Genomic DNA, 12,814 nt, shown 5'->3' with positions numbered 1-12,814 from the left:
GCCATGCTGCCCAACATCGCAAACTTCGCCGACATCGATTACCGCGAGCTGCCGCGCGCCATGCAGCGCCTGATGGCCCGGGGCCTGACCGGCGAAACCACCGGCGAAACCGCCACGCTGCCTCGCCGCAGTTTCCTGAAGATGGCCGGGGCCGGCGGCTTCGCGCTCGGCGCCTTTCCGCACCTGGCGATGGCGCAGGCAGACGGCGCAGCGCAGGCGGCGACTGGCGCCCTCAAACCGACGCAACAGCCATCGGCCTTCGTGCAGATCACACGCAACGGCGAAGTCACCGTCACCATCAACCGGCTGGAATTCGGCCAAGGCGTGCAGACCGGCTTGCCGATGATCCTGGCCGAGGAGCTCGATGCCGACTGGGCCCTGGTGCGCAGCCGCAATGGCTCGAGCGACGCGGCCTACGTCGACCCGCTCTTCGGCATCCACCTGACCGGCGGCTCCAACTCGATCAAGAACAGCTTCACGCAGTACCGCGAGCTGGGCGCGCGCGCCCGGGCCATGCTGCTGTCGGCAGCGGCTGCGCGCTGGAAGGTCGACGCGGCCACGCTGCGCACGCAGGCCGGCACGGTGCTGGGCCCGGGCGGGCGCAGGCTGGGCTATGGCGAACTGGCCGAAGCCGCGATGGCGCTGCCGGTGCCCGAGAAGGTCGCGCTGAAGAATCCCAAGGACTTCCGCCTCATCGGCCGGCCCACCACGCGCCTGGATGCGCGCGCCAAGAGCAGCGGCCGGCAGGACTTCGGCATCGACGTGCGGCACCCGGGCCAGCTCACGGCGGTGGTGGCGCATCCGCCGGTGTTCGGCGCCCGCCTGGCCTCGGTGGACGACAGTGCGGCGCGTGCCGTCAAGGGCGTGAAGGCCGTGCTGCGCGTGCCGCTGGACCGCGGCGCCGAAGGCGTGGCCGTGGTGGCCGATGGCTACTGGCCGGCCAAGCTGGGCCGCGACGCACTGAAGCTGCAGTGGGACACGGCCGCGGTCGAGAAGGTCGACACCGAAAAGCAGCTGGCCCAGTACCGCGAACTGGCGGGTCGCCCCGGCCCGCGCAAGTTCGACGCCGACATGACACCGCTGGCCACCGCGCCCCGGCAACTGGAGGCCGAATTCGTCTTCCCCTACCTGGCCCATGCGCCCATGGAGCCGGAGAACTGCACCGTCAAGCTGTCGAACGGGCGCGCCGAGCTGTGGGTCGGCACCCAGTGCGCCGGGCTGGACGCCGCTGCCGCCGCGCGCGCGCTGGACCTCAAGCCCGAGCAGGTGATCGTGCACGTGCAGATGGCGGGCGGCGGCTTCGGCCGGCGTTTCGTGGGCACGAGCGACTTCGTGGTCGAGGCCTGCGAGATCGCCAAGGCCGCGCGCGCCGCCGGCCTGAGCGCGCCGGTGCGCCTGCTGTGGAGCCGCGAGGACGACATCAAGGGCGGCTACTACCGCCCCATGCACCTGCACCGCTCGCGCATCGGCTTCGACGAGCGCGGCAAGGTACTGGCCTGGGACCACGTCATCGTGGGCCAGTCCATCACCACGGGCACGGTGTTCGGGCAATTCCAGGTGAAGGACGGCATCGACGCCACGGCCACCGAGGGCATGCGCGACCCGTATCCGCTGCCGATGCGCCTGGCGGTGCATCACCCCCAGGTCAACGTGCCCGTGCTGTGGTGGCGCAGCGTGGGTTCCACCCACACCGCCTTCGTCATGGAGACCTTGATCGACGAGATCGCCCGCAGCACGAAGCAGGACCCGGTGGCCTACCGGATGCAGCTCTTCGGCGACAAGCACCCGCGCCATCGCGCCGCGCTGCAACTGGCCGTGGACAAGAGCGGCTACGGCAAGAAGCAGCTGCCGGACGGCCGTGCCTGGGGCGTCGCCGTGCACGAGTCATTCGAATCCGTGGTGGCCTACGTGGTGGAAGCCTCGGTCAAGGACGGCCAGCCGGTGCTGCATCGCGTCACCGGCGGCGTGCACTGCAACCTGGCCGTCAACCCGCGCAGCGTGGAGGCGCAGGTGCAGGGCGCGGCAGTGATGGGGCTGTCGATGTGCCTGTCGGGGGGCGCCATCACGTTGAAAGACGGCGTCGTGCAGCAGGGCAACTTCGGTGACTTCACCGTGGCGCGCATCACCAACGTGCCGGAGTTCGACGTCCACATCGTGCCCAGCGCCGATGCGCCCACCGGCATGGGCGAACCCGGCCTGCCGCCGCTGGCGCCCGCGTTCGCCAACGCCATTGCACGATTGACGGGCAAGCCCTTGCGCCAGCTTCCCTTCAACCTGGCCTGACGACGGTGCCTTCAGGCCCCCTCAGTCGAGCACCAGCTGCGTCTGCGTGACGACAGCACACAGCTTGCCGTCCGCATTGGTGATGGTGGTTTGCCAAACCTGCGTCGTGCGTCCGCGATGCAGCGCCACGCTGGTGCCGGTGACCGTCGTGCCGACGCGCGCGCCGGCGATGAACTTGGTGCTCGAGTCGGTCGTCGTCGTCCGCTTGCCCTCGGACAGGTTGACGATGGTGCCGACCGCGCCGAGCGTGTCTGCGAATGCCATGTAGGCGCCGCCATGGAGGATGCCGCCGGCGGTGCACAGATCGGGCCGCACCTCCATGTGCGCGACCACGCGCTCGGGTGCGAGCTCGGTCAGCCGCACGCCCATGAGGCCGGGGAAGATCGTGTCCAGCAGTTTCTGCATCGTGGCGATGTCGGGCATGAATGTCTCCTTGGTTCTCGTGGAAGTTCGATGCCGATGAAGGCTCAGCCCGCCGCCGTCGCGCGTCGCAGCGCCGCGCGCGCGAGCAGGCGCGTCGAGTCCAGCGTCGGCAGCGCCGAATTGCCGTCGTTCAGCACCAGCGGCAGCTCGGTACATCCCAGCACCACGGCATCGCAGCCGCGCGACTTCAGGCCGTCGATCATCCGTTGCAGCAACGCGGTCGACTCGGGCTTGATCACGCCGCGCACCAGCTCGTCCATGATGATGCGGCCCATCGCCGAGCGCTCTTCGGCGTCCGGCCGCACGGCCTCCAGTCCTGCCGACGACAGCGCCTGCGGATAGACCTCGCTGTTCACCAGCCAGTGCGTGCCCAGCACGCCCACGCTGCGAAAGCCGCGCGACACGGCTTCGGCCGCGACCACCTCGGCGATGTGCAGCCACGGCAGCGGCGATTGCGGAAGAACCAGATGCATCGCCTGGTGGATGGTGTTGTCGGGGCAGATGAGGAAGTCGGCGCCGGCCGCCGCGAGCTTGCGCGCCGACGACAGCATCAGCTGCGCGACGCCGTCGATGTCGTTGTCATCGAGGCAATCCACGTACGCCGCGAGCGAATGCGTGTGCATCGAGACCTCGGGGTGCGCATGAGCCTGGCCCATGTAGCCGGCGCCTTCGACGCACAGCGTGCGATAGCAGAGCGCAGCGCCTTCGGCCGAACAGCCGACGATGCCGATGTGAAGTGGCATGAAGCAAATCTCCGTCAGGGAAAGCAGCGGAGGATGTTCTCACGACCTCCGCGACACCGCCATGCCCGCCTGGCGGTCGAGCCGCAGCGTCATCAGCGTCGCAATGGCCATCAGCAGGCCGACCACGTACCAGGCATGCCGGAAGTCCGCGAGCTCCACCGCCGGCGCGCCGCGCAATGCCTGCGAGGCGCCGAGCACCATCGCGCCCAGCGCCACGCCGAGCGCGAGCGACACCTGCTGCAGCATCGTGCCGAGCGTGCTCGCGCCGGCGCGTATCTCGTCGGGCACGTCGGCGAATGCCAGCGTGCTGATGGCGGTGAAGTTCATCGAGCGCGCCATGCCCGCCACGAACAGCAGCACGCACATCAGCGGCAGCGGGTCGCCGGGCGACAGCAGCCCGCAGCCGAAGAGCGTGGCCGCGCAGATCGCGCCGTTCACCGTGAGCACATTGCGGAAGCCGTAGCGCCGCAGCACCGCCGTGGTGGCGCTCTTCATCGCGAGGTTGCCGGCCATGTACACGAGCAGCATCGAGCCCGCATGGAAGGCGCTCATGCCGAAGCCGATCTGGAACATCAGCGGCAGCAGGAAGGGCGAGGCGTTGATCGCGATGCGAGAGACGAAGCCAGCCGTGGCGGTGGCCAGCGCGTAGGTCGGCACCGCCAGCGCGCGCAGGTCGAGCAGGGGCGTCGCCACGCGCCGCGCATGCCGCACGGCGGCCAATGCCGTCACGACACCGGCCGCCAGCAGCCCGAGCGTGACGGCCGAGCCCGGCTGCGGCCCGCCCAGCCGCGTGAGGCCTTCGACCAGCGCGGCCAGCGCGATGGCGGTGAGCACGAAGCCGGTCGCGTCGAAGCGAACCGGGGCCGCGTCGGCGCGGCGCGGAAAGAGCCGCATCACCAGCCACAGGCCCACGAGGCCCAGCGGCACGTTCAGCAAAAAGATCCAGCGCCACGAGGCATGCGTGGCGATGAGTCCTCCCAGCGGCGGACCGATCACCGGCGCGATGAGCCCTGGCCAGGTGATGGTGCCGATGGCCTCTATCAGCCGGTGCTTCGGCGTTTCGCGCAGCACCACGAGCCGGCCCACCGGCGACATGAAGGCCGCCGCCGCGCCCTGCAGCACGCGCGCCGCCACGAACACCTCGAAGCTCGGCGCGAGCCCGCAGGCGAGCGATGCCAGGGTGAAGGTGCCGACCGCCAGCGCGAACACCCGCCGCGCCCCGAAACGCCCCGCGCACCAGCCCGCCGCCGGCACCAGCGCGGCCATCGCGATCAGGTAGACCGTGACGCCCAGGCTGGCGTCGAGCGCCCCGATGCCGAAGCCGGCCCCGATGGCCGGCAGCGCGGTGACGATGACCGTGGCGTCCAGCGTTTCCATGAAGAAGGCGGCAGCCACGGTGAGGGCGATGCGCTTCGAGGCGCCTTCCGTGGCCGCCTCCGGCCGGGCGTTGTCGTTCATGTGCCGAGTCTGACACCGCCCGGCGCCTAGGGTTTACCCGGTGTTGGCGAGCCGGGGGATCGGACGGACGCGGTCCGCGTCATCCGGATCGTCGGCGGGGCAGGCTCGGCAAGGTCATGAAAAACCTCATGAAATCAACGACTTAAGGCCGGCTCGGGCACGCGTCGCCCGTGGCATGTCGATTGCTGAACCACCGGCCGGCCGCGCGCCTCCGATTCGGGGCCTGGCCACGAACTGGAGACAAACCGATGAGTCACCCCGTGGAACACACCACCGCCCCCAAGCCCTTCTACAAATCCCTGTACTTCCAGGTCATCACGGCCATCGTGCTCGGGGTGCTGCTGGGGCATTTCTATCCCGACACCGGCGCTTCCATGAAGCCGCTGGGCGACGGCTTCATCAAGCTGATCAAGATGATCATCGCGCCGATCATCTTCTGCACGGTGGTGGTCGGCATCGCCGGCATGGAAGACATGAAGAAGGTCGGCAAGACCGGCGGCATGGCGCTGCTCTACTTCGAGATCGTCAGCAGCATCGCGCTGATCGTGGGACTGGTGCTGGTCAACGTGCTCAAGCCCGGCGCGGGCATGAATGTCGACGTGACCCAGCTCGACACCAAGAGCATCGCGGCCTACACCGGCCCGGGCAAGATGCAGAGCACCACCGACTTCCTGCTCAACATCATTCCGAACACGGTGGTCGACGCCTTCGCCAAGGGCGAGATCCTGCAGGTGCTGATGATCGCGGTGCTGTTCGGCTTCGCGCTGCACCGCTTCGGCGGCCGCGGCACGCTGGTGTTCGACGTGATCGAGAAGGGCTCGCACGTGCTCTTCGTGATCGTGGGCTACATCATGAAGGTCGCGCCCATCGGCGCCTTCGGCGCCATGGCTTTCACCATCGGCAAGTACGGCGTGAGCTCGCTGCTGCAACTGGGCCAGCTGATGGCCACCTTCTACGCCACCTGCCTGCTGTTCATCTTCGTGGTGCTGGGGCTCATCGCACGCTTCCACGGCTTCAGCATCTGGAAGTTCATCAAGTACATCAAGGAAGAGCTGCTGATCGTGCTGGGCACCTCGTCCAGCGAATCGGTGCTGCCGCGCATGATGGCCAAGATGGAGAACCTGGGCGCGAAGAAGTCGGTGGTCGGCCTCGTCATTCCGACCGGCTATTCGTTCAACCTCGACGGCACTTCCATCTACCTGACGATGGCGGCGGTGTTCATCGCGCAGGCCACCAACACCGACATGACGCTCACGCAGCAGCTCACGCTGCTGGCGGTGCTGCTGCTCACCTCGAAGGGCGCTGCGGGCGTCACGGGCAGCGGCTTCATCGTGCTGGCGGCCACGCTGTCGGCGGTGGGCCATGTGCCGGTGGCGGGCCTGGCGCTGATCCTGGGCATCGACCGTTTCATGTCTGAAGCCCGCGCGCTGACCAACCTGATCGGCAACGGCGTGGCCACCATCGTGGTCGCCAAGTGGACGGGCGACCTCGACACCGTGCGCATGAACCAGCACCTGAACCAGGAAAGCCCGGCCGAGGCCAACGAGCCCGAACTCGTGCTCGACGCCACCGAGACGCACATGCCCGTCAGCTCCGCGCGGCAGGCTTCCTGATCCTCCCTCCGGCCCCGCCGCGGGGCCATCGGGCTGCCACTAATGCGGGCGGCCCGGCCTTGTGCAATAACGGGCCCATGAATTCAAGGGAGCCGGCCCGGCGTTTCGATTCAACTTCCGACCAGGCGACAAGAGGATGGCGCGGCCTGCCCCGATGGGGCGGGGCGCTGGCCCTGGTGGCCGTGGCCGCCTTCGCCGGCCACCAGGTCGCCATGCAGACTGGCCTGGCGCGCCTGCGCGAGGCGGCCGACCACCGGCTCGACATGCTCGCCACCGGCCTCGACGCCGACCTGGCCCGCTTCGACTACCTCCCCGCGCTGCTGGAGATGACGCCCCTCGTGCCGGCGCTGCTCGGCACGCCGGCGGACACGCGGCTGCGCGACTCGGTCAACCGCTATCTCGACGGCGTCAATGCCGCGGCGGGGGCCGAGATGCTCTACGTGCTCGACGCCTCCGGCACCTCGCTGGCCGCGTCCGACTGGGACAAGCCCGGCACCACCGTGGGCCAGGACCTCTCGTTCCGGCCCTACGTGATCGACGCGCTGGGGCAGGGCCGGGGCCGCTTCTACGGCGTGGGCATCACCAGCAAGAAGCCGGGCTATTACCTTTCCTATGCCTTGCGCCGCGGCCAGACCTCGCGCGGCGTGGTGGCCGTGAAGATCAACCTGGAGGAGGCCGAGCGCGCGTGGCGCAAGCTGCCGGGCGACGTGGCGCTGATCGACCAGCGCGGCGTGGTCATTCTTTCCACGCGCGACGACATCAAGTTCAGGCCGCTGCTGCCGCTCGATGCCCTGCAGCGCGCCGAGGTGCTGCGCTCACGTCCCTATGGCGAGGCCGCGCTCCAGCCGCTGCAATGGACGCAGAAGGAAGCGCTGGACCGCGACGTGCAGGTGATCTCGCTCGACGGCGTCGACCAGCTCGCCTCCGCCCGCACCCTGCGCGGCGCGCCATGGCAGCTGGTGGTGCTCGACAACCTCGCGCCGTTGCATGTGGCGGCGCGCAACGCCGCCATCACCGCCAGCCTTGCGATGACGGTGCTGCTGCTGGTGGCCGTGGCGCTGTGGCAGCGCCGTCGCGCGGTGCGCCAGAAGCTGGCCAACCAGGCCGCGCTGCAGGCGGCGCACGACACGCTCGAATCGACCGTGGCGGCGCGCACCGCGCAGCTTCGCGCCGCGCAGGGCGAGCTGGTGCATGCCGGCAAGATGGCCGCGCTGGGGCAGATGTCGGCGGGCGTGGTGCACGAGCTCAACCAGCCGCTCACGGCGATGCGCACGCTGTCGGAAAGCGCCGCGATCCTGCTCGACAAGAACCGCCTCGACGACGTGCGCGGCAACCTCGAGCGCATCCGCGGCATGGTCGACCGGCTCGCCCGCCTGACCTCGCAGCTGCGCACCTTCGCCTACAAGAGCGAGCTGCCGCTAGCGCCCGTGCTGCTGTCGCACGCGATCGCCGACGCGCAGGTGATCGTTGCCGAGGCTTCGAGGAAGCAGCGCGTCGCCATCGAGGTCGACGTGCAGCCGCCCGCGTTGAGCGTCATGGCCGAGGAGGCCGCGCTGGGCAGCGTGCTCGCCAACCTGATGCGCAACGCCATCGACGCCATGCAGGACGCGCCGGTGCGCACGCTGCGCCTTCAGGCGCGGCCGAAGGAGGGCCGCGTGGTGCTGTCGGTGACCGACACCGGCCCGGGCATCCGCCCCGACATCCTGCAGCGCCTGTTCGAACCCTTCGTCACCGGCAAGGCTGCCGGCTCGGGGCTGGGACTGGGTCTCGTGATCTCGGCACAATTGGTGCGGTCCATGGACGGCACGCTGCGCGCGGCCAACCTGGACGGCGGCGGGGCCTGCTTCGTCATCGACCTGCCGGCGGCCATCGCCGTGATGCACGACAGCAGCAGCAACCCGCCGGTTCCCGACGCCCTTTCCATTGCACAACAGGAGTGATCCCCAAGTGAGCGAAGCCCCTGCCATCCGGGTGATGCTGATCGAGGACGACGAAGACGTCCGCGTGAGCACCACCCAGGTGCTGACCCTGGCCGGTTTCGAAGTCGAGTCCTTTCCCAGCGCCGAGCGCGCGAGGGCCCATATTTCATTCGGCGTGCCGGCCGTCGTCATCAGCGACGTGCGCCTGCCCGGCCTGAGCGGCACCGAGTGGCTGCCCGAGCTGCGCGGCGTCGACCCCGAGCTGCCGGTGATCCTCGTCACCGGCCACGGCCACATCGCGATGGCCGTGCAGGCCATGCGCGAGGGCGCCTACGACTTCATCGAGAAGCCCTTCAGCTCTGAGCGGCTGGTGGCCATCGTGCGCCACGCCATCGAGCGCCGGCAGCTCAGCCTGCAGGTGCGCGCGCTGCGCGACGCGCTGGAGAACTGGCAGGGCATCCAGTCGGTGCTCATCGGCCGTTCGGCGCAGATGCAGCAGGTGCGCCAGACCGTGAAAACGCTGGCCGAGACATCGGCCGATGTGCTGGTGTACGGCGAGACCGGCACCGGCAAGGAGCTGGTCGCGCGCTGCCTGCACGACCACAGCGCGCGCCGGCGCCAGCATTTCGTGCCGCTGAACTGCGGCGGCCTGCCCGAGTCGCTGGCCGAGAGCGAGCTCTTCGGCCACGAGGCCGGTGCCTTCACCGGTGCCAGCCGCATGCGCGTGGGCAAGTTCGAGTACGCCAGCGGCGGCACGCTGTTCCTCGACGAGATCGAGAGCATGCCGATGGCGGTGCAGATCAAGCTGCTGCGCGCGCTGCAGGAGCGCAGCATCGAGCGCATCGGCTCGAACAAGACCATTCCCTTCGACTGCCGCGTGGTGGCCGCGAGCAAGGACGACCTGAAGGCCATGAGCGACCAGCAGAAGTTCAGGGCCGACCTGTACTACCGCCTGGGCGTGGCCTTCATCGAGCTGCCGCCGCTGCGCGAGCGGCGCGAGGATATTCCGCTGCTGTTCGAGCACTTCACGCTGCAGGCCGCGAGCCGCTACGACCGGCCCGCGCCGCTCCTGAGCAACGCGCAGCTGGCCGACCTGATGGCCTACGCCTGGCCCGGCAACGTGCGCGAGCTGCGCAACGTGGCCGACCGCTTCGTGCTGGGTCTGCTCGGCGAGCGCCTCACGCAGACGCACGGCGGCGCCGGTGGTGGCGCCCAGGGCGTGCCAGCCTTGCCCCGCGGGCTGCCGCAGCAGGTGGAGTCGTTCGAGCGCGCCGTGATCGTCGAGGAGCTCCGACGCCAGCGCGGCGACCAGCCGGCCACCGCCGCGGCGCTGGGCATCGCGCGCCAGACGCTGCACGACAAAGTGCGCAAGCTGGGCCTGACAGTGGACGAGTTCAAGTAGGGCTGTCGACAGCCGCTTCCCGCGGCCGGCCCCTCTTCAGTTCAGGCCTGGAAGTGGTAGCCGGGTGCCTCGCACGGCGTGCAGCGGCAGCGAGCCTCCGGCAACAATGTGACGAGATAGGGCTCAACGAACCGTTCGCGCGACAGCGAGTGCCCCAGGAGCTCATACCGGTAGCCCGCCACGGCCCCGATGCGGTCGACCACCAGCCCCTGCCCTGCCCCGCAGGCATGGCAGAAGTCCGTGCGCCGCGCCTTGGCCCCGAAAAAAGCGCGACACTGGCACGTCTTAACCCCTGCGTGTCCGCGCTGAAGAAGAAGTGAGCCAGTGTTGGAGTGCCTCCCTACGAGCTCCGCCCCAGTTCCCAACGTGCTGCGGCAGCCGTGAGGCACCAACGACCTGCCCGTGTGACGTGCTTGTCATGCGGCGCATGCACGTCGTCAGACTGATCTCGCTGAGCGACTGTAGCGGCTTGCGGCCGGGGAGTACGAGGCCCGAGCCCTCGATCCGATCCAGTGCCTCCATCAGCTGGATTGCTTGCTTAGACAGCGGTACGCTGTGCTCCTTCTTCGCTTTCATGAGCTCGACAGGGATGATCCACAGCTGCGCATCGAGGTCGATTTCGGCCCACCGGCCGCGCACTTCGCCCGGCAGCACGGCCTGGTCCAACGCCAGGGCACTGCATCCCTCCACGCCGCGCAAGTCAACCATGAACGCGCCCGCTTGGTCGACGGTCGCACAGGGTGGTGCGTCACCTTCTTGAGCTTTCGCGCACGGCCCATTATCTGGTCGACGTGGCCGCGCCAGCGCGCCGCGTTCGCGCCTTCCCGATAGCCGCGTACCAGAGCCCACTCCAGAACAGCTTCGTTGCGATCACGTGGCCGCTAGACGGTTTCGGTCTTCATGATTCAGATCACCTCCAGCACCGTCGGCACACGCGATAGCTCGACGTCCTGTACCCGCAGTTCGCCGATCGTCGACATCACGTACAGGTCGACCGTGCTGGTCTATTGCGCTCGATGCTTGGCGTTCCTCCACTTCGAGACATGCTTTTGGTTCAGCCGACGAGGAGATTCGCAAGACGCTGTCCGGCGAATCGGCAGTGCGAGGAAGAACGAACGCATCGGCACGGGTTCTGAAAGCCAAATCCTAGACAGAAATTAGGTTCAATGAGAGGTCGCTCAATTAGTTGCTTGCCATACCGCCAGCCAACATCAAGAAGCTCGGTGGTGTAGACCAGAATACTTGGCATATTCGATCGGCAGGTTGCAACGCTTGCCTCGAAGCAAGGGGACTTTTCTCGCGACGAACGCCCCCCGATCGAGATCCGGCAAAGGTATGCCACTGCAGCGCGTCAGCATCGCTTTCGAATCAAACTTCGAGCTGAGCAGTGCGGTGGAAAGAGCCCGCCTCCTCCACGCCCATCTCGCTCGCCCTTACCGTCGCAAACTCCGTGCAAACAGGCATCGCCAACGCGCTGTCCGCAGCCAGGTCATCAAGCAGATCCGCCCACAACTGAATCATCTGGCGCCGTTGATTCAGAAAAGTGGCGCGGTCATAGGCGCTTCCCAACTCCTCATCGGAGCCGTGTGCCAAATGCCGCTCGATTACCTCACGATCCCACCCCAACAGTTCGCGGATCAGCGTCCGGGCCGTGGCGCGAAACCCGTGGCCCGTGATCTGCTCTTTCGTGTCATAGCCCAATGTACGCAGCGCACTGTTGATGGTGTTGTCGCTCATGTACCGCGTCTTCTCGGAACGCTTCGACATGCTGCGGAAGATCGGCCCGCTAGGACCGGTCAGCGGATGGATATCGCGCAGAATTTCGACCGCCTGGGTCGGCAGCGGCACGAGGTGTGCCGGCGTGCGTACGTCTCGCTTCTTCCACTCCCTCAACTTCATCTTCTCGGGTGGGCAACGCCAAAGCGCCTGATTGAGATCTACATCTTCCCAATGCGCCAAGCGCAGCTGACCAGGCCGCTGGAACAACAAGGGCGATAGCTGCAAGGCCGCACGCGTGATGACATTGCCGTTGTACGCGCGCATGTCACGAAGCAACTGGCCGAGCTTCTGCGGATCCGTGATGGCCGCATAGTGTCGAGTGCGAGGTGGCGGCAGGCCGCCCGTGCGACCGTTCACGAAGTTCCGAGCCGGATCTAGCGCGCCCACGTCGACAGCGTACTGGAACACATGCTGCACCGCTTCGCGCACTCGCTGCGCCGTCTCCAGATTGCCGCGCTCCTTGATGCGGTGCAGACATCGGACCACCTCGGTCGGCAAGATGGCCTCGATGGCGAGCGCACCGATCCAGGGAAAGACGTGCAGTTCTAGGTGGCGCATAACTTTTCCGGCATAGCCGGCCGACCATTCGCGGTCCTTCCACGCCTGCACATGCCAGGCCCGGGCGGTCAGTTCGAAGGTATTGAGGCGTGCGACACGAGCACGCTCGACCTCTACGCGCCGGGCCTCCCGGGGATCGACACCATCGGCGCGCTTCTCGGCTTCTAGGCGCGCTTTCCGGCGCGCCGTCGCGAGTGTCACCGCCGGGTAGTGACCGATACTGAGCTTGGCTTCTTTGCCGTGCCGCTTGTAACGATAGACCCACACTTTGCCGGTCGGTCGCACGCGAAGGTAAAGGCCCTCGCCGTCCGCCAGCAAATATTCCCTGTCACGCGGCGCTGCCGCCCTGATCTGAAGTTCGTTGAGTTGCCCCATGGTGTACCCAAAATCGACTGCGGTTGAAAAGCAGTCTGGGGTACACCGTGGGGTACACGCAAGAACAGGACTATGTGAGATCGGATGATGCCGCCTGAGCCGCCTTTTCAGGCTAAGTCCTTGATGTACAAGGACTTTTAAGCTGTCTTGGGTTCTACCGAGAAAGAAAGATGGTGGCCTGGGGCGGAATCGAACCACCGACACGCGGATTTTCAATCCGCTGCTCTACCAACTGAGCTACCGGGCCGTTGCTGTGTGCAG

General features: G+C 67.7%; 8 protein-coding genes and 1 tRNA gene. 4 read left to right on the top strand and 5 right to left on the bottom strand.

Annotation, left to right across the window (positions count from 1 at the left end; all coding sequences use genetic code 11):
* Positions 1-3: 3 nt before the first annotated feature.
* Positions 4-2,283: a xanthine dehydrogenase family protein molybdopterin-binding subunit gene (locus tag BMY35_RS31495; protein ID WP_093207040.1), complete on the top strand. Its 2,280-nt coding sequence runs from the start codon at positions 4-6 to the stop codon at positions 2,281-2,283.
* Positions 2,284-2,304: 21 nt separating this feature from the next.
* Here BMY35_RS31495 and BMY35_RS31490 read toward each other — a convergent pair whose 3' ends face one another.
* From BMY35_RS31490 to BMY35_RS31480, 3 genes are read right to left on the bottom strand one after another with little or no spacing between them, the layout of a single operon-like run.
* Positions 2,305-2,706: a PaaI family thioesterase gene (locus BMY35_RS31490; RefSeq protein ID WP_093207037.1), complete on the bottom strand. Its 402-nt coding sequence runs from the start codon at positions 2,704-2,706 to the stop codon at positions 2,305-2,307.
* 44 nt (positions 2,707-2,750) lie between these two features.
* Complete coding sequence (locus BMY35_RS31485; protein ID WP_093207035.1) at positions 2,751-3,449, bottom strand: aspartate/glutamate racemase family protein; 699 nt, start codon at positions 3,447-3,449, stop codon at positions 2,751-2,753.
* A 39-nt stretch (positions 3,450-3,488) separates the two neighbouring features.
* Entirely contained in the window at positions 3,489-4,907 is a 1,419-nt protein-coding gene (locus BMY35_RS31480) for an MFS transporter (protein WP_093207032.1), read from the bottom strand.
* Between the two features lie 248 nt (positions 4,908-5,155).
* Between BMY35_RS31480 and BMY35_RS31475 the strand changes: the two genes are divergently transcribed.
* From BMY35_RS31475 to BMY35_RS31465, 3 genes are all read left to right on the top strand, one after another.
* Positions 5,156-6,520 carry a dicarboxylate/amino acid:cation symporter gene (locus tag BMY35_RS31475; RefSeq protein WP_093207030.1) on the top strand — a complete coding sequence of 455 codons (1,365 nt, stop codon included), beginning with the start codon at positions 5,156-5,158 and terminating at the stop codon, positions 6,518-6,520.
* A gap of 77 nt (positions 6,521-6,597) precedes the next feature.
* Positions 6,598-8,460, top strand: a complete 1,863-nt coding sequence (locus tag BMY35_RS31470; RefSeq protein ID WP_093207027.1) for a sensor histidine kinase — start codon at positions 6,598-6,600, stop codon at positions 8,458-8,460.
* 7 nt (positions 8,461-8,467) lie between these two features.
* Positions 8,468-9,841, top strand: a complete 1,374-nt coding sequence (locus tag BMY35_RS31465) for a sigma-54-dependent transcriptional regulator (RefSeq protein WP_093207025.1) — start codon at positions 8,468-8,470, stop codon at positions 9,839-9,841.
* A 1,368-nt stretch (positions 9,842-11,209) separates the two neighbouring features.
* Here the strand turns inward: BMY35_RS31465 and BMY35_RS31450 are convergent.
* Both BMY35_RS31450 and BMY35_RS31445 read right to left on the bottom strand, forming a co-directional pair.
* The gene (locus BMY35_RS31450; RefSeq protein WP_093207020.1) at positions 11,210-12,553 is read right to left on the bottom strand and encodes a tyrosine-type recombinase/integrase; all 1,344 of its coding nucleotides are present in this window, start codon (positions 12,551-12,553) and stop codon (positions 11,210-11,212) included.
* A gap of 171 nt (positions 12,554-12,724) precedes the next feature.
* A tRNA-Phe gene (locus BMY35_RS31445) sits at positions 12,725-12,800 on the bottom strand.
* Between the last annotated feature and the right edge of the window lie 14 nt (positions 12,801-12,814).

It is taken from the genome of Variovorax sp. YR750, from assembly GCF_900109805.1.
In the GTDB taxonomy this organism is placed as follows: domain Bacteria; phylum Pseudomonadota; class Gammaproteobacteria; order Burkholderiales; family Burkholderiaceae_C; genus Variovorax; species Variovorax gossypii.
The sequence above is the reverse complement of the archived record's forward strand: the minus strand, read 5'-3'. Positions and strand labels throughout refer to the sequence as shown.